Source organism: Burkholderia stagnalis, from assembly GCF_039848545.1.
Lineage (GTDB): Bacteria > Pseudomonadota > Gammaproteobacteria > Burkholderiales > Burkholderiaceae > Burkholderia > Burkholderia stagnalis.
Window position 1 is genome coordinate 3,201,357 of sequence record NZ_CP156685.1, and the last position, 22,275, is coordinate 3,223,631.

Consider the following 22,275-nt stretch of genomic DNA (forward strand, 5'->3'; position numbering starts at 1 on the left):
GTGGCCTCAGTGCGCGGAGCGGTCTTGATGGCTCGACACGAACTGGCGGAACCGCTCCGATTTCAGCCCGCCGAACACCTCGTCCGGCGTGCCGTCCGAGTCGACCTCGCCCTGATGCAGGAACATCACGCGATTCGACACATGGCGCGCGAACCCCATCTCGTGCGTGACGACCAGCATCGTGCGCCCCTCCTCCGCGAGCGAGCGCATCACGCGCAGCACTTCGCCGACGAGCTCGGGGTCGAGCGCCGACGTCGGCTCGTCGAACAGCATCACCTTCGGATGCATCGCCAGCGCACGCGCGATCGCGACGCGCTGCTGCTGGCCGCCGGACAGGTGCGCGGGATAGTGGCCGCGCTTGTCGGCGAGGCCGACGCGGGCCAAGAGCGCCTCCGCCTCCTCGACCGCTTCCGCGCGGCTGCGTTTCTGCACGCGCAGCGGGCCTTCGACGAGATTGTCGAGCACCGTCATGTGCGACCACAGATTGAAGTTCTGGAACACCATGCCGAGCTGCGAGCGGATCCGGTCGACCTGGTGGCGGTCGCTCGGATGCAGCTTGCCGTCGCGGGCGCGCGCCATCTTGAGCGTCTCGCCCGCGAGCGCGACCGAGCCGTCGTCGGGCGTCTCGAGCAGGTTCAGGCAGCGCAGGAACGTGCTCTTGCCCGAGCCGCTCGCGCCGAGGATCGAGATGACGTCACCTTCGTGCGCGTCGAGCGAAATGCCCTTCAGCACGTGATGGCTGCCGAACGACTTGTGGATGTTCCTGACCGACAGGGCGACGGGCGCGGACGTGTTCATCGGATGCTCCGGAAAGTGGACGGTTCGGTCACGGGGTGATGCGGCGCGCTTCGGCGGCCGGGGCGGTTTTCGCGCCGCCCGGCAGCGGCGCGCGCAGGTGACGCGACAGGCGCCATTCGAGCGCGCCCAGCGCGCGGACGATCAGGAAGTTCAGGCACAGGTAGATGAGCGCCGCGCACACGAACACCTCGGTCGTCCGATAGGTCTGCTGGATGATCTGCTGCGCGATGCCGGTCACTTCCCACACCGTCACGAGGCTCGCGAGCGCCGTCGACTTGACGAGCAGCACGGCTTCGGTCGAATACGCGGGCAGGCACTGGCGCAGCGCGATCGGGCCGATCACGCGCCGCAGCAGCGCGAAGCCCGACAGGCCGATCGAATAGCCGGCCTCGATCTGCCCGACCGGCACGGCCATCAGGCCGCCACGGATGATCTCCGCCGTATAGCCGGCCGTGCAGAGCGCGAGCGACAGCACCGCGCAGATGTACGGCTCGCGCAGCACCGGCCACAGGAAGCTCTCGCGGATCACGCCGAACTGGCCGAGCCCGTAGTAGACGAGAAACATCTGGATCAGCAGCGGCGAGCCGCGAAAGATCAGGATGTAGACGCGCGCGATGCGGTTCGGCAGCCAGTGCGGCGACACGCGCATCGCGACGACGACGAGCGACAGCAGGCCGCCGAGCACGAGCGACGCGAAGAACAGGCTGAGCGTCATCGGCACGGCCGCGAGCAGCTGGCGCACCGTGTCGGCGAGGAATGCGAAATCCATGTTCATGCTCCGTGCGTCAGTTGCGTGCGAAGTTGCGTCGGAACGAGCGCCCGACGTACGCTTCCGCGCGATTGAACACGCGGTTCGACAGGCCCGTCATCAGCAGGTACAGCGCACCGCCCGCGACGAAGAACACGAAATACTGATGCGTCGAATTGGCCGCGATCTGGCTCGTGCGCAGCAGCTCGGCGAGGCCCGTGACCGAAATCAGCGCGGAATCCTTGAGGCTGAGCTGCCACACGTTGCCGATGCCCGGCAGCGCGAAGCGCAGCACCTGCGGAACCAGGATGCGGCGCAGCACCATCGACGACGGCATGCCGATCGAGCGGGCCGCCTCCAGTTCGCCTTTCGACACCGCGAGCACGGCGCCGCGATAGACCTCGGCCTGGTACGCGCCCGAGATCATCCCGACCGCGAGCGCGCCGATCACGAACGGCGGCACGCCGACGAAGCCTTCCGCGCCGAACCATTGCCCGACGGTCGTGACGAGCGTCGAGCCGCCGAAATAGAACAGATAGATGACGAGCAGCTCGGGCACGCCGCGAAACACGGTCGTATACAGATCACCCAGCACGCGCGCCACGCGATACCGCGACAGCTTCGCCGCGGCGACCAGCGCGCCGAACACGGCGCCGACGGCCAGCGCGACGAGCGTCAGCGCCACCGTCATCAGGGCGGCGAGCAGCAGCACGCCGCCCCAGCCGTCCGTTCCGAAACCCAGCATTTCGATGAGCGCCATGTGCGTCCCCTGCTGATTAGGATGGAATCGACAGTCGGCCCGCGTGCGCTGTTTCCGCCACGCACGCGGGCCGACGCGCCGTTACGGCGTGACGTCCGTCTTGAACCACTTGTCGGCGAGCTTCTTCACGGTGCCGTCCGCGAGCGCCGCGCCGATCGCCGTATCGAACTTCGCCTTCAGGTCGGCATCCTGCTTGCGGAACGCGAGCCCTTCGCCGGGCCCCCAGATCGGGCCGCCGAGCTTCGGGCCGGCCAGCACGATCGACGCGGTTTCCTTCTTGCCTGCATTCGCCGCGTAGTACGTGACGTCGTCGAACGACGCGTCGATGCGGCCCGCGACGAGATCGAGATCACGCTCGGGCGACGTCTTGTACACGCGGATCGTCGCGACGTCCTTGAAACTGTCGTTGATGAACTTCGTATAGACCGTGCCCGACTGGATGCCGATCGTCTTGCCCTTCAGCTGCTTGCGCAGCGTGTCGACCGTCGGCTTGTCGGCCTTCGCATCGCCGGTCAGCTTGACGACCGGCGCGGCGGCGTCGCTCTTCGGGATGACCTTCGTGTCGGTGACCGCGAAGGTCGCGGGCGTGGCCGCGTACGGCCGCGAGAACGCGAGGATCTTCTCGCGCTCGGGCGTGATCGAGATCGCATCCATCAGGACGTCGAACTTGCCGGCCTGCAGGCCGGGAATCATGCCGTCCCAGTCCTGCGCGACCATGTTGCACTGCAGCTTGATGCGTGCGCACACGTCGGCGAGCAGTTCCGGCTCAAAGCCGCCGAGCTTGCCGCCCGGCAGCGTGAGGTTCCACGGTGCGTAGCCGCCTTCGAGGGCGACCGTGACCGTCTTCCATTCCTTCGCCTGTCCCGGCACCGGCACCGCGAGGGCGGCGGCGAGGCTGACGATCGCGGCGATCGTCCGGACTCCCGATTTGATTGGCTTGCCGTACACGTCATTTCTCCTTTCGTTGAAGACCCATCCCGTCAAGCAACCGAACCGCATCGGGAATTTGTATATACAAGCATGCGGCGAAAAAAAATTCGCCACAAGCGCTGATCAAAAAAAAGGCAGAAACCGAGGGAAAGCCCCTATGAAAAGGCTGTCCGACAGGCAATGCGGGGAGCGGCGAGGGGGTGACGAGCGGTCGCCGCGCGACGGTCGGCGTCAAGAATGTCTAGACAAATCGGGGAAAGATTGCGCGCTTCAAGGCTCGGGAAGCAGACAAGCGGCATCCGGGCGCCGCGCGAACGGAGGCGCCCGCGAGAACGCGGATGGGGTAAATCGATGGGGACAGATTCCCGGCGCCGCGAGGGGGCGCCGGGGGTGCGCGGGCGGCCGGGACCGGCCGCTTACGCGATCCGCTCTTCGGAAGCCGGATCGAACAGCACCGCCTTCGACACGTCGAACAGCAGCGACAGCGTCTGGTCGGGCTGCGGGTTCGCGGCCGGATGCACGCGGCTCACGATGCGCTTGCCGTTCACCTGCGCGAACACGTGCGTGTCGGGGCCGGTCGGCTCGGTCACGTCGACGCGCACGTCGAGCGGCTGCAGGTGCGACGCGTCGCCGTTGTGCGCGTGGCGCACGTCGGTGATGCGCTCCGGGCGCAGGCCGAGGATCACCTCGCGGCCGACGTGCGCGTTCAGCTTGCCCGCGTCGAACGGCAGGTTCAGCACGCCGCGCGTCACGCCCGTGTCGATCTCGAGCGCGACGCCGCTGCCCTGCCCCACCAGCCGGCCGTTGATGAAGTTCATCGGCGGCGCGCCGATGAAGCCCGCGACGAACAGGTTCGACGGCGAATCGTAGATGTCCTGCGGCGCGCCGAACTGCTGCACCACGCCGTCCTTCATCACCGCGATGCGGTCGCCGAGCGTCATCGCCTCGATCTGGTCGTGCGTCACGTAGACGATCGTCGTGCCGAGGCGCTGGTGCAGCAGCTTGATTTCCGCGCGCATCTCGATGCGCAGCTTCGCGTCGAGGTTCGACAGCGGCTCGTCGAACAGGAACAGCGCCGGGTCGCGCGCGAGCGCGCGGCCCATCGCGACGCGCTGCCGCTGGCCGCCCGACAGCTGGCCCGGCTTGCGGTCGAGCAGGTGCTGGATCTGCAGCATCTGCGACACGCGATCGACGATCTGCTGCTGCTCGCTCTTCGGCACCTTGCGGATGTTCAGGCCGAACGAGATGTTCTCGCGCACCGTCATCGACGGATACAGCGCGTACGACTGGAACACCATCGCGATGTCGCGATCCTTCGGCGACAGGTCGTTGACGACCTTGCCGTCGATCCGGATCTCGCCGCTCGTGACGGTCTCGAGCCCGGCGATCATGTTGAGCAGCGTCGACTTCCCGCAGCCCGAGCCGCCGACGAGAATCAGGAACTGGCCGTCCTCGATGTCGATGTCGACACCCTTCAGGACCGGCACCCCGTTCGGGTAGGTCTTGTACACGTCACGGATGGAAAGGCTTGCCATGCTGTGAATCCTCTGTCTCGAGCGGCGCGCCCCGCGCGCCGCGTCCGGTTCGTTTCGATGCGCCGCGCGTCGCGCGCGGCCGGTTCGTCGTCTCGTATGAAACCGCGCTCAGCCCTTCACCGCGCCCGCCGTCAGGCCGCGCACGAAGTAGCGGCCGGCGATCACGTAGACGAGCAGCGTCGGCAGCGCGGCGATGATCGCGCCCGCCATGTCGACGTTGTATTCCTTCACGCCCGTCGACGTGTTCACGAGGTTGTTCAGCGCGACCGTGATCGGCATCGAATCGACGCCGGAGAACACGATCCCGAACAGGAAGTCGTTCCAGATCTGCGTGAACTGCCAGATCAGGCACACCATGAAGATCGGCAGCGACACGGGCAGCAGGATCTTCGTGAAGATCGTGAAGAAGCCCGCGCCGTCGATGCGCGCGGCCTTCACCAGCTCGGCCGGCACGCTCACGTAGAAGTTGCGGAAGAACATCGTCGTGAACGCGATGCCGTACACGACGTGCACGAACACGAGGCCGGGAATCGTGTTGGCGAGGCCGAGCATCCCCTGCAGGCGCGCCATCGGCAGCAGGATCACCTGGAACGGGATGAAGCAGCCGACCAGCAGCATCGTGAACAGCGCGTCCGCGCCGCGAAAGCGCCAGTGCGTGAGCACGTAGCCGTTGAACGCGCCGATCAGCGACGAGATCAGCACGGCCGGGATCACCATCTGCAGCGAATTCAGGAAGAACGGCTTCATGCCGTCGCAGCGCACGCCGGTGCACGCGCCGCTCCACGCCTTCACCCACGGCTCGAGAGTCCAGTGCGACGGCGGCGTCAGCAGGTTGCCGGTGCGCAGCTGGTCGAGATCCTTGAACGACGTCGACAGCATCACGTAGATCGGGAACAGGAAGTACAGCGCGAACAGGATCAGGGCCGCGTAAATGACCGCGCGGCTGATGGTCATCTTAGGCTGCATTGCGGGTGCTCCTCGATTCCAGGTACATCAGCGGCACCAGCACCGCGACCACGGTCGCGAGCATCATCACCGACGATGCGGCGCCGAGCCCGAGCTGGCCGCGGTTGAACGAAAACGTGTACATGAACATCGCCGGCAGCGACGACGACGTGCCGGGCCCGCCCGCGGTCAGCGCGACGACGAGGTCGAAGGTCTTGATCGTGATGTGGCAGAGGATCAGCAGCACCGAGAAGAACACCGGGCGCATGCTCGGGATCACGATCTTGCGGTAGATCGTCGGCAGCGTCGCGCCGTCGACCTGCGCGGCCTTGAAGATCTCGCTGTCGACGCCGCGCAGGCCCGCGAGGAACAGCGCCATCACGAAGCCGGTCGATTGCCACACGGCCGCGATCACCACGCAGAAGATCGCCTTGTCCGGATCGCCGAGCCAGTCGAACGAGAAGCTCGTCCAGCCCCAGTCGTGCATCACCTTCTCGAGGCCGAGGCCCGGGTTCAGGATCCACTGCCACGCGGTGCCGGTGACGATGAACGACAGCGCCATCGGATACAGGAAGATCGCGCGCAGCGCGCCTTCGTTGCGGATCCGCTGGTCGAGCAGGATCGCGAGGAACAGCCCGAGCGCGACGCAGATCGCGATGAACGGGATGCCGAACCAGCCGAGGTTCGCGGCCGAGGTCCACCACACGTCGTTCTGGAACAGGTCGGAGTAACGGCCGAAGCCGTCGAACTCGTAATTCGGCAACAGCCGCGAACGGGTCAGCGACAGATAGCCGGTAATCAGGATGAAGCCATAGATGAACACCACGGCGATCGCCACGCTGGGTGCGAGCACCAGCTTCGGGATCCAGCGGTCGGCGAACGCCGACATCGGCGACGTGCGCCGGGCGCCGGCAGCGCCGGATCCGTTTCCGCTAAGAGGGGCAGCCACTTGATTCGACTCCTGGGACGAGAGTGATGCCGGCCAAGCCGGGGCCGGCATCGGGTGCGGCGCGGGCCCGGCGGGCGGGCCCGATTGCTGCGCATGCAAAAACGCCCGGCGGATGAAACGTGACGTGCCGGGCGTGCGTTGCGCGCGTTACTTCACCTTCGCGGCCTTCGCGAGCGCGGCCACCGCGCTCTTCGAATCCTGCTGCGAGTTCATGAACTTCGTCACGACGTCGGTGATCGCGCCGGCGGTTGCGTCGCCCTGCGCCATGCCGTGCGCGAGCGACGGCACGAAGCCGCCCGACTTGATCGCGGTCTGCTCGTCGGCATACGACTTCTTCGCGCAGTCGTCGAACTTGTCCATCTTCACGCCGAGGCGCACCGGCACCGAGCCCTTCAGCAAGCTGAACTGCTCCTGGAATTCCGGCGTCATGATGGTCTTCGCGAGCGCGACCTGGCCCGGCGTCGCGGCGCTCTGCCCCTTCTGCTGGAAGAACACGAACGAATCGACGTTGAACGTATACGAATTCGCGGTGCCCGGCACCGGCGCGCAGATGTAGTCCTTGCCCGCCTTCTTGCCCGCGTTCTCGAACTCGCCCTTCGCCCAGTCGCCCATGAACTGCATGCCGGCCTTGCCGTTGATCACCATCGCGGTCGCGAGGTTCCAGTCGCGGCCGTTGCGGCCGGCGTCGAAGTAGCCCTGGATCTTGCGCACGGTGTTGAACACGTCGAGCATCTGCGGCGACGTCAGCGTCGCCTGGTCGAGATCGACGATCGCCTTCTTGTAGAACGCCGGGCCCTGCGACAGCACGACGTCTTCCCACAGCGTCAGGTCCTGCCACGGCTGGCCGCCCATCGCGACCGGCTGGATGCCCGCGGCCTTCAGCTTGTCGGCGACCGCGAAGAATTCGGGCCAGGTGGTCGGCACCTTCGCGCCGACCTTGTCGAGCGCGGCCTTGTTCACGTAGAGCCAGTTCACGCGGTGCACCGAGAACGGCGCGCCGACCGTGTGGCCCTTGTACTTCATGATCTTGTCGATTTCCGGCGGCAGATTCTGCTTCCAGTCGCCGGCGGCCGGGTCGATGTTGACGAGCACGCCCTGGTCCGCCCAATCCTGGATCAGCGGGCCCTTGATCTGCGCGGCCGACGGTGCGTCGCCGCTGATCACCTTGGTCTTCAGCGCGGTCATCGCCGCCGCGCCGGCGCCGCCCGCGACCGCGAAATCCTTCCACACGTAGCCCTGCTTCTGCAGGTCGTCCTTCAGTACGCCGACGGCCTTCGATTCGCCGCCCGAGGTCCACCAGTGCAGCACCGTCACATTTTCGGCCGCCTGCGCCGCCACGGCGCCAACCATCAGACCTGCGGCGCACAGCGCGCCCATGATCGCGCGAACTTTCATTACTTATCTCCTCCAGACTGAATCAACTCGTGAGGTTCCGCAGCGGGAACCGGCTTCTTGGTGACGACGGGGAAATCGAGCCGCAGGGCGCTGCGCGCACGGGGCCGATGACCGGCCGGGCTCTTACAGAAAGCGTGACTTGAGATTCAACGGCGTGTCTCCTCTTGTGTTTCTGGCCCACCGCGACGCGGCGCGAGCCCGGGGCCGACGACGCTCGCACGATGCGCGTCATCAATGTCCGATAACATTCGGCACATGGCATACCCCGCGACGAAGAACGCGCTGTTGCATCGACCGCGCTTCATTTTTTCTTCGTCCGGGTGCTACCCCTTGCGGCGGATTGTAGTTAAACTACAATTCAGTGTCAAAAATATTTTTATCGCACTACGGATCGCTTCCCAGCACCCCAACCCGGGCGGAGACACATGCATACCGATTCCAGCTTTACCTTCGTACTTTTCGGCGGCACCGGCGATTTGTCGATGCGCAAGATCCTCCCGGCGCTGTTCGAAGCACACCGCGCGAACATGCTGGCGGAAACCGGCAAGATCGTCGCGGTCGCGCGCCACGCGGCCGATCTCGCCGGGTATCTCGAATGGGTCGAGGAACACGTGAAGCCGCACGCGGCGAAGGCGTCGCGCGGCACGTTCGACGAGGCCGCATGGAAAAGCTTCGTCGAGCGCATCGTGTACGTGAAGCTCGACCTCGGCCGCGCGGAAGACTACGCGCTGCTGCGCGACACGGTCCACCCGCTGCCCGGCACCCGGGTGTTCTATCTCGCGACGGGCCCGTCGCTGTTCGAGCCGATCTGCAAGGCGCTCGCGGCGGTCGGCCTGAACCAGGGCGCGCGCATCGTGCTCGAGAAGCCGCTCGGCTACGACCTGCGCTCGTCGAACGCGATCAACGACGCGGTGGGCGAGATCTTCGCGGAAGACCAGATCTACCGGATCGACCACTACCTCGGGAAGGAGCCGGTGCAGAACCTGCTCGCGCTGCGCTTCGGCAACGCGCTGTTCGAGCCGCTGTGGCGCCGCGAATGGGTCGAGAGCATCCAGATCACGATCGCCGAGGAACTCGGCGTCGAAGCGCGCGGCGATTTCTACGACAACACCGGCGCGCTGCGCGACATGGTGCAGAACCACCTGCTGCAGCTGCTGTCGATCGTCGCGATGGAGCCGCCGCACTCGATGGATTCCGACTCCGTGCGCGACGAGAAGCTGCGCGTGCTGCGCGCGCTGAAGCCGGTCGACCCGCGCGACATCGGCAAGGTCGCGGTGCGCGGCCAGTACCACGCCGGCGTGATCAAGGGCGCGCAGGTGCCCGCCTATGCGACCGAGCCGGGCGTGAAGCCGGACAGCCCGACCGAGACCTTCGTCGCGCTGAAGGTCGAGATCGAGAACTGGCGCTGGGCCGGCGTGCCGTTCTTCCTGCGCACCGGCAAGCGGCTCGCCGATCGCGTCGCGGAGATCGTCGTCAACTTCCGTCCGGTGCCGCATTCGGCGCTCGGCCCGACCGCGCTGCGCCCCGGCGCGAACCGCCTCGTGATCCGCCTGCAGCCGAACGAGACGATCCGCCTGTACTGCCTCGCGAAGCAGCCCGGCGAAGGGATGAACCTCGCGAGCGTGCACCTCGACCTCGCGTTCGACCAGTTCTTCAAGGAAGGCCAGATGGAGGCGTACCAGCGCCTGCTGCTCGACGTGATCAACGGCCGCCTCGCCCTGTTCGTGCGTCGCGACGAGCAGGAAGCCGCGTGGCGCTGGGTCGAGCCGATCCTGAACGAATGGGCGCGCTCGCTGAAGCCGCCGAAGCCGTATGCGGCGGGCACGTGGGGCCCGGCCGCGGCGAGCGCGATGCTCGCGCAGCACGGCACCTGCTGGCTCGAGGAAGAGAATTGACGATGTCCCGGGCGGGCGCCGCGCAGGCGGCGCCCGCCGCCGTACCCCAACACGATTGAACAGATAACAGCAGTCCGGAGGAGATGTGATCGAGATCCACGCTTTCGACACCCAGGAAGCGCAAAGCGACGCGCTCGCGCAAGCCGTCGGCGACGCGCTGCGCGCGGTGCTCGCCCGCCCCGCGCGCCCGACGCTCGCGGTGTCCGGCGGCACCAGCCCGCGCCCGTTCCTGCAGGCGTTGTCGCACGCGGCGCTCGACTGGAGCCATGTCGACGTGACGCTGGTCGACGACCGCTGGGTGCCGGAAGACGACGCCGCGAGCAACGCGAGCCTCGTGCGCGGCGCACTGCTGCAGCATGCCGCCGCGGCGGCGACCTTCCTGCCGCTCGTCGATACGCGCGCCGCGCTCGACGCGCATGTCGCCGCGCTGAATGCGAACCCCGCGCACCGCCTGCCCGATATCGCGGTGCTCGGCATGGGCGAGGACGGCCACACCGCGTCGATCTTCGCCGACGCGCCCGAATGGGGCCACGCGATCACCACCGCCGAGCGCTTCGTCGCCGTGCATCCCGGCGCGGCGCCGCATGCGCGCGTGAGCCTTTCGCTCGACGCGCTGACGCGCATCGACCGGCTGTTCCTGCTGATCGCCGGCAGCCGCAAGCGCGATGTGCTCGAGGCGGCCGCTGCGTCGCCGCAGCAGAACGCCATTTCGAAACTGGCCAACGACAAGGGGACCCAGCTCGATGTCTACTGGTGCGCAAAGTAAAGCCGCCGCCGCCGCGGGCCAACATGCCGACGGCCCGCGCCTGCTCGCGGACGTGGGCGGCACCAACGCGCGCTTCGCGCTCGAAACCGGGCCGGGCGAGATCACGCAGATTCGCGTCTACCCGGGCGCCGAGTATCCGACGCTCACCGACGCGATCCGCAAATACCTGAAGGACGTGAAGATCGCCCGCGTGAACCACGCGGCGATCGCGATCGCGAACCCGGTCGACGGCGACCAGGTCACGATGACCAACCACGACTGGAGCTTCTCGATCGAGGCGACGCGCCGCGCGCTCGGCTTCGACACGCTGCTCGTCGTCAACGACTTCACCGCGCTCGCGATGGCGCTGCCGGGCCTGACCGACGCGCAGCGCGTGCAGATCGGCGGCGGCGCGCGCCGCCAGAACAGCGTGATCGGCCTGCTCGGGCCCGGCACCGGGCTCGGCGTGTCCGGGCTGATTCCGGCCGACGACCGCTGGATCGCGCTCGGCAGCGAGGGCGGCCACGCGTCGTTCGCGCCGCAGGACGAGCGCGAGGATCTCGTGCTGCAGTACGCGCGCAAGAAGTTTCCGCACGTGTCGTTCGAACGCGTGTGCGCGGGGCCCGGCATCGAGATCATCTATCGCGCGCTCGCCGCGCGCGACAAGAAGCGCGTCGCTGCGAGCGTCGACACGGCCGAAATCGTCGAGCGCGCGCATGCGGGCGATGCGCTCGCGCTCGAGACGGTCGAATGCTTCTGCGCGATCCTCGGCTCGTTCGCTGGCAGCGTCGCGCTCACGCTCGGCGCGCTCGGCGGCGTCTACATCGGCGGCGGCGTCGCGCTGAAGCTCGGCGAGCTGTTCACGCGCTCGCCGTTCCGCGCGCGCTTCGAGGCGAAGGGCCGCTTCGCGCACTACCTCGAGAACGTGCCGACCTACCTGATCACCGCCGAATATCCGGCGTTCCTCGGCGTGTCGGCGATCCTCGCGGAGCAGTTGTCGAACCGCTCGGGCGGCGCGTCGTCGGCGGTGTTCGAGCGGATCCGCCAGATGCGCGACGCGCTGACGCCGGCCGAGCGCCGCGTCGCCGATCTCGCGCTGAACCATCCACGCTCGATCATCAACGACCCGATCGTCGACATCGCGCGCAAGGCCGACGTGAGCCAGCCGACCGTGATCCGCTTCTGCCGCTCGCTCGGCTGCCAGGGGCTGTCCGACTTCAAGCTGAAGCTCGCGACGGGCCTCACCGGCACGATCCCGATGAGCCACAGCCAGGTGCATCTCGGCGACACCGCGACCGACTTCGGCGCGAAGGTGCTCGACAACACGGTGTCGTCGATCCTGCAGCTGCGCGAGCACCTGAACTTCGAGCACGTCGAGAAGGCGATCGAGATCCTGAACGGCGCGCGGCGCATCGAGTTCTATGGGCTCGGCAACTCGAACATCGTCGCGCAGGATGCGCACTACAAGTTCTTCCGCTTCGGGATCCCGACGATCGCGTACGGCGACCTGTACATGCAGGCCGCGTCGGCCGCGCTGCTCGGCAAGGGCGACGTGATCGTCGCGGTGTCGAAGTCGGGGCGCGCGCCGGAGCTGCTGCGCGTGCTCGAGGTCGCGATGCAGGCCGGCGCGAAGGTGATCGCGATCACGTCGAGCAACACGCCGCTCGCGAAGCGCGCGACCGTCGCGCTCGAGACCGATCACATCGAGATGCGCGAATCGCAGTTGTCGATGATTTCGCGAATCCTGCACCTGCTGATGATCGACATCCTCGCGGTCGGCGTCGCGATCCGCCGCGCGTCGCCGAACGCGGAGCTGAGCGAGGCCGTCGCGCAGGCGAAGACGCGCGCCAGCGACGACGAGACGGCCGACGTGCTCGACTGGCTGAGCCACGGCGCGTCGCCTGCCGCGCGGGACGCGGCGAGGGACTGACGCGCGTCGCGGCTGCATCGCGCGGGCCGCATGTAAAAAAACGCCACCGGGTGCGATGCCCCGGTGGCGTTTTTCATTCCAGCGCGCCGCTCAGGCGCCGGCCTTCACCGGCCGGCCATGCCAGCGCAGCACGAGGATCCGCCCGGCGAAGCACAGGATGCCCGTCACGCCGATCGTGACGCCCATCGCGAACGGCGTGCCGTCCGCGAGTGCGCCGATCGCGACGCTCGCGAGCGCGCCGAGCGCGAGCTGCATCGCGCCGAACACGGCCGCCGACGCGCCCGCGTTGTGCGGATAGCGGTGCATCAGGTCGGTCGTGCAGTTCGCCGACAGGATCCCGACCACGCCGACGACGAAGAACAGGCACACCACGATCGACCACAGCCCGCCCCACCCCGTCAGCGCGACGAGCGCGACCGCGAGCGACGCGACGCAGCTCACGAGCGACGCCGCCGCGATGATCCGCAGCGAGCCGAGGCGGCCGACGAGCCGCGTGTTCGTGAAGTTGCCGATCATGATGCCGACCACGTTCAGGCCGAACAGCAGGCCGTAATGCTGCGGCGACACGTGGAAGTATTCGATGTAGACGAACGGCGTCGCGGTGATGTACGAGAACATCGACGCGAATGCCATTCCGCCGCACAGCATGTGGCCCCATGCGACGGGATCGGACAGGATGCGCCCGTACGACGCGAACGACGCGAGCACGGCCGCGCTCTTGCGCCGCTCCTTCGGCCAGGTTTCCGGCACGCGCAGGTAGGCGGTCGCCGCGCACAGCGCGCCGAACGCCGCGAGCACGACGAACACGCCGCGCCAGCCGGCGAAGCGCAGCACCTGCCCGCCGAGCAGCGGCGCGAGCAGCGGGCCCACCGCGGTGACGATCGCGACCATCGACAGCACCTTCGCCGCGTCGCTCGGTTCGTGCGCGTCGCGCGCGATTGCCCGCGCGAGCACCGATGCCGCGCCCGCGCCGAGCGCCTGCAGGAAGCGCACGACGATCAGCATGTCGATCGAGCCGGCCACGACGCAGCCGATGCTCGCGAGCGTGAACAGCGCGATGCCGCCGAGCAGCACCGGGCGCCGGCCCCAGGTGTCGGACAGCGGGCCGTACAGCAGCATGCCGATCGAGAAGCCGGCCATGAAGCTCGTCAGCGTGCGCTGCGCGGCGCCGGCGCTCACGGAGAAGCCTTGCGCGATCGACGGCAGGCTCGGCAGGTACATGTCGGTGGCGATGGGTCCGCAGGCGGCAAGCGCGCCGAGCAGCAGGATCAGCCGGGCATCGGGCCGGCGCCGGACGACGTGAGACATGAGGATCCGGAAAGGAGCCGGTGCGCCCCGGGGGGCGCGCGGCGGTGAGACGGAAGGCGGCGGCCGGATGCGGCTCGCCGCCGAGCCCATGATTGTACGCGCAACTTTTTCGAGTGGCCGCGACGGCGGCGGCCGGCCCCGCCGTCGCGGCCCCACGCGGATCGCACTGCGCGGCGCGCGATCGTGCGCCGATTGGATTAAGCTTGCAGCCCTTGTCTGAACAATCCGCGTCCCGCCCGAACCGATGACCGCCTTCCTGCTGATCTGGAGCCCAAAGAAATGGCCGTGGCCCGAGCTGCCCGACGTCGCCGCGCGCGTGAAGGCCGGCGAGGCCGTGCACGATGCGTGGGGCTGCGGCTTCGCGCGCGGCATCCTGCCGGGCGACCGGGTGTTCCTGCACCGCGTCGCGAAGGAGCCCAAGGGCGTGTTCGGCTCCGGCTACGTGACGCGCGCGCCGTACGAGGTGCCCGATCCGTCGACCAGGCGCGGCTATCGGCTCTGCATCGATTTCGTCTACGACTGGCTCGTCGACGGCCACCAGGAGGTCGTGATCCCGCGCGACGCGCTGCGGGTCCACCCGTATTCGGTGCAGACCTGGGACGCGCAGACGTCCGGCACGTCGATCAAGCCGATGGTCGAGGGCCCGCTCGAAAAGCGCTGGGCGGAGCTGACCGGCGGCAAGCGCAAGCCGCCGCGCTGAGCGCCGCGCCGCCGCCCCCCCGCGCGCCGAATCGCCGCGGGCCGCCCGCCGGCTCGCCGCGCGCGTCTCCGGTACAATCGGACGATCGTTCCGCCCAGGCGCCGCGGCCCGTGCACCGGCCCGCCCGCGCCCTTCTCTCGCAGGTTTCGCCCATGTCCAACAATCAGATCCTTTTCGAACGCGCGCAGCAAACCATCCCCGGCGGCGTCAACTCGCCGGTCCGCGCGTTCCGTTCGGTCGGCGGCACGCCGCGCTTCGTCGCGCGCGCGCAGGGCCCGTATTTCTGGGATGCCGACGGCAAGCAGTACATCGACTACATCGGCTCGTGGGGGCCGATGATCGTCGGCCACGTCCATCCGGAAGTGCTCGCGGCGGTGCAGAAGGTGCTCGGCGACGGCTTCTCGTTCGGCGCGCCGACCGAGGCCGAGATCGTGATCGCCGAGGAAATCTGCAAGCTCGTGCCGTCGATCGAGCAGGTGCGGATGGTGTCGAGCGGCACCGAGGCGACGATGAGCGCTCTGCGCCTCGCGCGAGGCTTCACGGGCCGCAGCCGGATCGTCAAGTTCGAGGGCTGCTACCACGGCCACGCGGACAGCCTGCTCGTGAAGGCCGGCTCCGGCCTGCTGACGTTCGGCAACCCGACGTCGGCAGGCGTGCCCGCCGACATCGCGAAGCACACGACCGTGCTCGAATACAACAACGTCGCCGCGCTCGAGGAAGCGTTCGGCGCGTTCGGCGACGAGATCGCCGCGGTGATCGTCGAGCCGGTCGCCGGCAACATGAACCTCGTGCGCGGCACGCCCGAATTCCTGAACGCGCTGCGCGCGCTGTGCACGAAGCACGGCGCGGTGCTGATCTTCGACGAAGTGATGTGCGGCTTCCGCGTCGCGCTCGGCGGCGCGCAGGCCCACTACGGGATCCAGGCCGACCTCACCTGCCTCGGCAAGGTGATCGGCGGCGGGATGCCGGCCGCCGCGTTCGGCGGCCGCCGCGACATCATGGCCCACCTCGCGCCGCTCGGCGGCGTCTACCAGGCCGGCACGCTGTCGGGCAACCCGATCGCGGTCGCCGCGGGCCTGAAGACGCTGCAGCTGATCCAGGCGCCCGGCTTCTACGACGCGCTCACCGCGCAGACGAAGCGCCTCGCCGACGGCCTCGCCGCCGAGGCGCGCGCGGCCGGTGTGCCGTTCGCGGCCGATTCGATCGGCGCGATGTTCGGCCTCTACTTCGCGGAGCGCGTGCCGACGAGCTTCGCCGAGGTCACGCAGAGCAACGTCGAGCGCTTCAACCGCTTCTTCCACCTGATGCTCGACGAAGGCGTGTATTTCGCGCCGTCCGCGTACGAAGCCGGCTTCGTGTCGAGCACGCACGACGACGCGGTGATCGACGCGACGCTCGCCGCCGCCCGCCGCGCGTTCGCCGCGCTGGCAGCCTGACGCGGGGCCGCGCGGATGTTCTCCGACACCGATTTCGCCCACATGCAGCGCGCGCTCGCGCTGGCCGCGCGCGGGATGTACACGACGACGCCGAACCCGCGCGTCGGCTGCGTGATCGTCAAGGACGGCAACGTGATCGGCGAAGGCTACACGCAGCCGGCCGGCCACGATCACGCGGAAGTGCAGGCGCTGAAGGACGCGCGCTCGCGCGGCCACGACGTCGCGGGCTCGACCGTCTACGTGACGCTCGAGCCGTGCAGCCACTTCGGCCGCACGCCGCCGTGCGCGAACGCGCTGATCGACGCGCGCGTCGCGAAAGTCGTCGCGGCGATGGAAGACCCGAACCCGCAGGTGTCGGGGCGCGGCCTCGGGATGCTGCGCGACGCGGGCATCGACGTGCGCTGCGGCCTGCTCGCGCACGAGGCGGGCGAACTGAACATCGGCTTCGTGTCGCGGATGACGCGCGGCCGCCCGTGGGTGCGGATGAAGAGCGCCGCGTCGCTCGACGGCCGCACGGCGCTGCCGTCCGGCGAGAGCCAGTGGATCACCGGCGACGCCGCGCGCCTCGACGGCCACGCGTGGCGCGCGCGCGCCTGCGCGATCCTCACCGGCATCGGCACCGTGCGCGAGGACAACCCGCAGCTCACCGTGCGCGGCATCGACACGCCGCGCCAGCCGCAGCGCGTGCTCGTCGACAGCCGCCTCGAGCTGCCGCTCGACGCGCGCCTGCTCGAAGGCGCGCCGCTCTTGATCTTCTGCGGCCGGCTCGACGAAGCGGGCGAAGCGCGCGCCACCGCGCTGAAGGCGCGCGGCGCGGAGATCGTGCCGCTGCCGAACGCGCACGGCAAGGTCGACCTGCCGGGCATGCTGGCGGCGCTCGGCGCGCGCGGCATCAACGAGCTGCACGTCGAGGCGGGCCACAAGCTGAACGGCTCGCTGCTGCGCGAACACTGCGTCGACGAGCTGCTGGTCTATCTCGCGCCGAGCCTGCTCGGCGCGGACGCGGCCGGCATGTTCGATCTCGCCGCGCCGGCCAGCCTCGACGCGCGCGCGCGGCTCACGTTTCACAGCATCGAGCGGATCGGCGACGATCTGCGCATCCTGGCGCGCTTCGCGCCGCTCAACGCCTCTCATTGAACGGAATCGTCACGATGTTTACCGGAATTGTCGCGGCCGTCGGCCGCATTGAATCGATCCAGCCGCTCGGCGCGTCGCCGGACGCGGGCGTGCGCCTCACCGTGAAAGCCGGCGGGCTCGACCTCGCCGACGTCGCGCTCGGCGACAGCATCGCGATCCAGGGCGCGTGCATGACGGTGATCGAGAAGTCGGCCGACGCGTTCGACGTCGAGGTGTCGCGCGAGAGCCTGAACCGCACGATCGGCCTCGCGGCGCCCGGCGACGTCAATCTGGAAAAAGCGCTGCGCGCGCATGACCGGCTCGGCGGGCACATCGTGTCCGGCCACGTCGACGGGCTTGGCACGGTGTCGCACTTCGCGCCGGTCGGCGAATCGCACGAGCTGCGCATCGTCGCGCCGCGCGAGCTCGGCCGCTACCTCGCATACAAGGGCTCGATCACCGTGAACGGCGTGAGCCTGACCGTGAACTCGGTCGCCGACCGCGCGGACGGCTGCGAATTCTCGATCAACCTGATTCCGCACACGGTCGACGTGACGACGCTGCGGCACTTGAAGGCAGGCAGCACGGTCAACCTCGAGGTCGACATGATCGCGCGGTACGTGGAGCGGATGCTGTCGGCGTCGCAACCCGCCGGCACCCCGCAGGACTGACCGTCCGGCGCGGGCGCCCCGGAGCCATCCGGGCGCCCGCGTCTCAGGCCGCGATATCGGCGTGCGCGGCGGCCGTCACGCGGTCGCGCCCGGCCGCCTTCGCCGCATAGAGCGCGGCGTCGGCGCGGGCCATCAGCTGCGACAACGGTTCATCGGCCGCGCGCTCGGCCACGCCGGCGCTGAACGTGAACCGGACACCGCCCGCCCCGCCGCCGCCCGCGGCACGCGCCAGCGAAGCACGCAGCCGCTCGATCGCGCGCGTGGCATCGCCCTCGGCGGTTTCCGGGCAGAGCACGGCGAACTCCTCCCCGCCGAGCCGCCCGAACAGGTCGCACGGCCGGATCCCGCCCGACACGACCGCGGCGAAATGCACGAGCGCCTGATCGCCGGCCGCATGGCCGTGGCGGTCGTTGATCGTCTTGAAGTTGTCCAGGTCGACGATGGCGAGCGACAGCGGCACGCCGGTGCGCACCGCGCGCAGGCAATGCTGCTCGGCCCGCTCGAGAAACGCGCCGCGCATCATCGCCCCCGTCAGGCCGTCGATGGTCGCAAGCCGCTCGAGACGTTCCGCCACCCGGTCGTGCGCGAGCATCACGACGCCCATCGACAGGCACAGCAGGCTCAGCACGCCGAGCGCGAGAAACACGACGTTCGCCGGGGCCACGCTCGCCACCGACGTGTCGCGCAGGTGGCCGAGCATGAACCCGGCGCTGCGTGCGGCATGGGCGAGCGCGCCGGCCGCGGCCACGACGGCGACGAACACGTAGCTGTACGTGGGCCGGTTCGCCGGCCGGCGACGCCACGCCAGCCAGCCGATCGAGAAGCGCGTGTAGGCGACGAATGCGGACATCAGCACGACGCGCACGCGCGAATCGCCGCCGTTCAGCGCGAAATCGACCAGCACCAGGATCAGCAGCGCGACAGCGGCCAGCTCGGCGCGATACACGGCGCGCACGCCGAAGAATTGCCGGAAGCCGTGCAGCACCGCGAGCGTCGCGCACGCATACAGCGCCGCCGCCACGCCGACCACGGCCGTGGATGTGCCGTCCGCGAGCGCGAGCACGATCGACACGGCCATCAGCGCCTGCGCGGCGAGCCAGCTGCGCAGGCCCGGCAGGCCGGCGCGCAGCAGCGAGCCGAGCACGGCCAGCGACACGATGCAATGGATCAACAGGATCAGCAGGAGAACGGCGGGAGTCGACATGTCCGGAGCGCCCAATCTGAATCGCCGAACGCCGCCGCCCGTGTGCCGCCCCCCGGCGCGTCGCGCCGTCTGGCTGGCCCCGCCGAAAGTGCGTGCCGCGCTTGCGCGCCGGCGATGCGATCGGGTCGGTACGGACGCGATCCGTCGCGCCCGGCGTTCTGGTCCGCCCGCACGTCGTGCGAACGGTGCGCGCATTCTAACCGCTGCGGCTGACGGCACGCGAGCGCCGCGCGCTCACGCGTGCGCGCGCGACATTGCGTCCGCGCTATGATGCCGAAGCGCCCAGCGCGCAATCCCGAGAACCGTCACGCGCCCCATCGCGCTCACGCACTCCATCGAGGTATCCCCATGTCCATTTCGATGTACCAGGCCTCCGTGCCTGTCCTGATTCGCGGCCTGACCAGCCTGCAGCACATCCTCGGCAAGGCTCAGGCGCACGCGGCCGAGAAGCAGATCGATCCGTCGGTGTTCATCGGCGCCCGCCTCTACCCGGACATGCTGCCGCTCGTCCGCCAGGTCTACATCGCGACCGACACGGCAAAGGGCTGCGCCGCGCGGCTGGCCGGCGTCGAGATTCCGAGCTACCCGGACGTCGAGCAGACCTTCGACGAGCTGCAGGCGCGCCTGCAGAAGACGATCGACTACCTGAAGCACTTCGACGCGGTGCAGATCGACGGCACGGAAGACCGCCAGATCGTGCTCAAGATGCGCACCGGCCCGCTGGAGTTCACCGGCCAGTCGTACCTGCTGGGCTTCGTGCTGCCCAACTTCTTCTTCCACGTGACGACCGCCTACGACATCCTGCGCCACAACGGCGTCGAGCTCGGCAAGCTCGATTTCCTCGGCCGCCCGTAACGGCGGCGCCCCGCCCCGGCCGGCGCGCAACACGCCGGCCGGGCCTGCCCGGCGGCCGGCTGCGCCGGCATTTGCCCCCGCGGCGCGACGGCCGCCGCCCGCGCCAGCCGAAACCGGGCCCGGCTGGCGTAAAATACGCACTTTCCTCTTTCTCGCCCTTCCCCCTTTATGACGCTCGCCTCCACGCCCGACATCATTGCCGAGCTGAAAGCCGGCCGGATGGTGATCCTGGTCGACGAAGAAGACCGCGAAAACGAAGGCGATCTGGTGATCGCCGCCGAGTTCGTGACGCCGGAAGCGATCAACTTCATGGCCAAATACGGCCGCGGCCTGATTTGTCTGACGTTGACGCAGGAACGCTGCAAGCAGCTGCACCTGCCGCTGATGACGTACCGCAACGGCACGCAGTACGGCACCGCGTTCACGGTCAGCATCGAAGCGGCCGAAGGCGTGACGACCGGCATCTCGGCGGCGGACCGCGCACACACGATCGCCACGGCGGTCGCGCACGACGTGCGCCCCGAGCACATCGTGCAGCCGGGCCACGTGTTCCCGATCATGGCGCAGCCGGGCGGCGTGCTCGTGCGCGCCGGCCACACCGAGGCCGGCTGCGACTTCACGGCGCTCGCGGGCCTTACGCCCGCCGCTGTGATCTGCGAAATCATCAAGGACGACGGCACGATGGCCCGCCTGCCCGACCTGATCGAGTTCGCGCAGGAGCACAACCTGAAGATCGGCACGATCGCCGACCTGATCCACTATCGCAGCCGCACCGAGTCGATCATCGAGCGCGTCGCCGAGCGCACGATGCAGACGGCGCACGGCACGTTCCGCGCGGTGCTGTACCGCGACCAGCCGACCGGCTCGCCGCACATCGCGCTGGTGCGCGGCACGCCGTCGCCGGAGCGCGACACCCCGGTGCGCGTGCACGAGCCGCTGTCGGTGCTCGACCTGCTCGAGACCGGCGTGTCGACCCACTCGTGGACGCTCGACGCGGCCATGCGCGAGATCGCGCAGCGCGACCACGGCGTGATCGTGCTGCTCAACTGCGGCGACACGAAGGAACATCTGGTCGACGTCTTCAAGGCGTTCGACGAGGAAGAGAAGGCCGCGGTGCTGAAGCGCCGGCCGGTCGATTTCAAGACGTTCGGCATCGGCGCGCAGATCCTGCGCGATGTCGGCGTCAGCAAGATGCAGGTGCTGTCGAATCCGCGCAAGCTGGGCAGCATGTCCGGCTACGGCCTCGAAGTCACGGGCTTCATTCCGATGCCCGGCGGCGAAGCCAAGGCCTGCGGCTCGACGCCGCACGCGTAACCCGTCACGGCGCTTTCGCCTTATAACCGTTCATCCACACCACGGACAAAGATCATGGAAATCGGACAATACCAACCGAATCTCGAAGGCGACGGCCTGCGTATCGGCATCGTGCAATCGCGCTTCAACGAGCCGGTGTGCAACGGCCTCGCCGATGCGTGCGTCGAGGAACTGGAGCGCCTCGGCGTCTCCGGCGAAGACGTGCTGCTGGTGTCGGTGCCGGGCGCGCTGGAAATCCCGCTCGCGCTGCAGAAGCTCGCGGAAAGCGGCCAGTTCGACGCGCTGATCGCGCTCGGCGCGGTGATCCGCGGCGAGACCTACCACTTCGAACTCGTATCGAACGAGAGCGGCGCGGGCATCACCCGCATCGGCCTGGATTTCAACCTGCCGATCGCGAACGCGGTGCTGACGACCGAAACCGACGAGCAGGCCGTCGCGCGCATGACCGAGAAGGGTCGTGACGCGGCGCGCGTGGCGGTCGAGATGGCCAACCTGACGATGGCGCTCGACCAGCTCGGCGACGACGAAGACGAAGAAGAGGACGAAGACGACGAAGAGGAGCGCGCATGAAGAAGAGCGCCCGCCGACAATCGCGCGAGCTGGCGACGCAAGGCCTGTACCAGTGGCTGCTGTCGAACGCGTCTTCAGGCGAGATCGACGCGCAACTGCGCGGCGCGCTGGGTTACGACAAGGCCGACAAGGATCTGCTCGACGCGATCCTGCACGGCGTGATCCGCGAGCATGCAACGCTTGCGGAAGCGCTCACGCCGTGCCTCGACCGTCCGATCGACCAGCTCTCCCCGATCGAACGGGCGGTGCTGCTGATCGCGACCTTCGAACTCACGCATCACCTCGAAACGCCGTACCGCGTGATCATCAATGAAGCGGTCGAGCTGACCAAGACGTTCGGCGGCTCCGACGGCTACAAGTACGTGAACGGCGTGCTCGACAAGCTCGCCGCGAAGCTGCGCCCCGCCGAAACGCAGGCGCGCCGCAACGGCTGACCTCCGACGGGCGCGCATGCGCCCGTTTTTCATTTCA

Annotated in this window: 21 protein-coding genes; 11 read left to right on the forward strand and 10 right to left on the reverse strand. The window is 68.6% G+C overall.

Annotated features, from left to right (window positions below; translation table 11 throughout):
- Positions 1-6: 6 nt before the first annotated feature.
- From ABFO07_RS14850 to ABFO07_RS14885, 8 genes are all read right to left on the reverse strand, one after another.
- A complete protein-coding gene (locus tag ABFO07_RS14850; protein ID WP_322245459.1) occupies positions 7-798 on the reverse strand; it encodes an ABC transporter ATP-binding protein in 792 nt (263 codons plus the stop codon).
- A gap of 28 nt (positions 799-826) precedes the next feature.
- Positions 827-1,573 (reverse strand): ABC transporter permease, encoded by a 747-nt coding sequence (locus ABFO07_RS14855; RefSeq protein ID WP_059960916.1) that lies wholly within the window; start codon positions 1,571-1,573, stop codon positions 827-829.
- A gap of 10 nt (positions 1,574-1,583) precedes the next feature.
- Entirely contained in the window at positions 1,584-2,306 is a 723-nt protein-coding gene (locus ABFO07_RS14860) for an ABC transporter permease (protein WP_017333000.1), read from the reverse strand.
- A gap of 81 nt (positions 2,307-2,387) precedes the next feature.
- On the reverse strand, positions 2,388-3,254 hold the full coding sequence (locus ABFO07_RS14865; protein ID WP_081059581.1) for a transporter substrate-binding domain-containing protein: 867 nt from the start codon (positions 3,252-3,254) through the stop codon (positions 2,388-2,390).
- Positions 3,255-3,652: 398 nt separating this feature from the next.
- Positions 3,653-4,771, reverse strand: coding sequence for an ABC transporter ATP-binding protein (locus ABFO07_RS14870; RefSeq protein ID WP_059909843.1), 1,119 nt, complete (start codon positions 4,769-4,771; stop codon positions 3,653-3,655).
- 108 nt (positions 4,772-4,879) lie between these two features.
- Entirely contained in the window at positions 4,880-5,737 is an 858-nt protein-coding gene (locus ABFO07_RS14875) for a carbohydrate ABC transporter permease (protein ID WP_059565429.1), read from the reverse strand.
- Positions 5,727-6,665 (reverse strand): carbohydrate ABC transporter permease, encoded by a 939-nt coding sequence (locus ABFO07_RS14880; protein ID WP_059565427.1) that lies wholly within the window; start codon positions 6,663-6,665, stop codon positions 5,727-5,729. The genes ABFO07_RS14875 and ABFO07_RS14880 overlap by 11 nt, the downstream gene beginning before the upstream one ends.
- A gap of 147 nt (positions 6,666-6,812) precedes the next feature.
- Positions 6,813-8,060, reverse strand: a complete 1,248-nt coding sequence (locus tag ABFO07_RS14885; protein ID WP_059565424.1) for an ABC transporter substrate-binding protein — start codon at positions 8,058-8,060, stop codon at positions 6,813-6,815.
- Positions 8,061-8,485: 425 nt separating this feature from the next.
- Between ABFO07_RS14885 and zwf the strand changes: the two genes are divergently transcribed.
- The 3 genes from zwf (at position 8,486) to ABFO07_RS14900 (ending at position 12,630) form a co-directional block, all read left to right on the forward strand.
- Complete coding sequence (zwf, locus tag ABFO07_RS14890; protein ID WP_059802319.1) at positions 8,486-9,955, forward strand: glucose-6-phosphate dehydrogenase; 1,470 nt, start codon at positions 8,486-8,488, stop codon at positions 9,953-9,955.
- An 85-nt stretch (positions 9,956-10,040) separates the two neighbouring features.
- A complete protein-coding gene (gene pgl / locus ABFO07_RS14895; RefSeq protein ID WP_060351117.1) occupies positions 10,041-10,721 on the forward strand; it encodes a 6-phosphogluconolactonase in 681 nt (226 codons plus the stop codon).
- Positions 10,699-12,630: a bifunctional transcriptional regulator/glucokinase gene (locus ABFO07_RS14900; protein ID WP_059802323.1), complete on the forward strand. Its 1,932-nt coding sequence runs from the start codon at positions 10,699-10,701 to the stop codon at positions 12,628-12,630. Before pgl ends, ABFO07_RS14900 begins: the two co-directional genes overlap by 23 nt.
- Before the next feature lie 90 nt (positions 12,631-12,720).
- On the opposite strand, the gene ABFO07_RS14905 is transcribed toward ABFO07_RS14900, so the two are convergent.
- The gene (locus tag ABFO07_RS14905) at positions 12,721-13,938 is read right to left on the reverse strand and encodes a Bcr/CflA family multidrug efflux MFS transporter (RefSeq protein ID WP_059802325.1); all 1,218 of its coding nucleotides are present in this window, start codon (positions 13,936-13,938) and stop codon (positions 12,721-12,723) included.
- Between the two features lie 244 nt (positions 13,939-14,182).
- On the opposite strand from ABFO07_RS14905, the gene ABFO07_RS14910 reads away from it, so the two are divergent.
- The 4 genes from ABFO07_RS14910 to ABFO07_RS14925 all read left to right on the forward strand — a co-directional run bounded on the left by ABFO07_RS14910 (position 14,183) and on the right by ABFO07_RS14925 (position 17,861).
- Entirely contained in the window at positions 14,183-14,638 is a 456-nt protein-coding gene (locus ABFO07_RS14910; protein ID WP_059802327.1) for a hypothetical protein, read from the forward strand.
- A gap of 152 nt (positions 14,639-14,790) precedes the next feature.
- Positions 14,791-16,074, forward strand: a complete 1,284-nt coding sequence (gene hemL, locus ABFO07_RS14915; RefSeq protein WP_059565413.1) for a glutamate-1-semialdehyde 2,1-aminomutase — start codon at positions 14,791-14,793, stop codon at positions 16,072-16,074.
- A gap of 15 nt (positions 16,075-16,089) precedes the next feature.
- Complete coding sequence (gene ribD, locus ABFO07_RS14920) at positions 16,090-17,211, forward strand: bifunctional diaminohydroxyphosphoribosylaminopyrimidine deaminase/5-amino-6-(5-phosphoribosylamino)uracil reductase RibD (RefSeq protein WP_059565411.1); 1,122 nt, start codon at positions 16,090-16,092, stop codon at positions 17,209-17,211.
- A 14-nt stretch (positions 17,212-17,225) separates the two neighbouring features.
- Positions 17,226-17,861, forward strand: coding sequence for a riboflavin synthase (locus ABFO07_RS14925; RefSeq protein ID WP_059987656.1), 636 nt, complete (start codon positions 17,226-17,228; stop codon positions 17,859-17,861).
- A 43-nt stretch (positions 17,862-17,904) separates the two neighbouring features.
- Here ABFO07_RS14925 and ABFO07_RS14930 read toward each other — a convergent pair whose 3' ends face one another.
- Positions 17,905-19,065: a GGDEF domain-containing protein gene (locus ABFO07_RS14930; protein WP_059960908.1), complete on the reverse strand. Its 1,161-nt coding sequence runs from the start codon at positions 19,063-19,065 to the stop codon at positions 17,905-17,907.
- A 348-nt stretch (positions 19,066-19,413) separates the two neighbouring features.
- Here ABFO07_RS14930 and ABFO07_RS14935 point away from each other — a divergent pair, with 348 nt between their 5' ends.
- From ABFO07_RS14935 to nusB, 4 genes are all read left to right on the forward strand, one after another.
- Positions 19,414-19,920: a DUF1993 domain-containing protein gene (locus ABFO07_RS14935; protein WP_347467768.1), complete on the forward strand. Its 507-nt coding sequence runs from the start codon at positions 19,414-19,416 to the stop codon at positions 19,918-19,920.
- Between the two features lie 168 nt (positions 19,921-20,088).
- Positions 20,089-21,234 carry a bifunctional 3,4-dihydroxy-2-butanone-4-phosphate synthase/GTP cyclohydrolase II gene (gene ribBA / locus ABFO07_RS14940; RefSeq protein ID WP_059565406.1) on the forward strand — a complete coding sequence of 382 codons (1,146 nt, stop codon included), beginning with the start codon at positions 20,089-20,091 and terminating at the stop codon, positions 21,232-21,234.
- A gap of 54 nt (positions 21,235-21,288) precedes the next feature.
- A complete protein-coding gene (gene ribH, locus ABFO07_RS14945) occupies positions 21,289-21,804 on the forward strand; it encodes a 6,7-dimethyl-8-ribityllumazine synthase (protein WP_059960906.1) in 516 nt (171 codons plus the stop codon).
- Entirely contained in the window at positions 21,801-22,238 is a 438-nt protein-coding gene (gene nusB / locus ABFO07_RS14950) for a transcription antitermination factor NusB (RefSeq protein WP_059565404.1), read from the forward strand. Before ribH ends, nusB begins: the two co-directional genes overlap by 4 nt.
- Positions 22,239-22,275 lie beyond the last annotated feature (37 nt).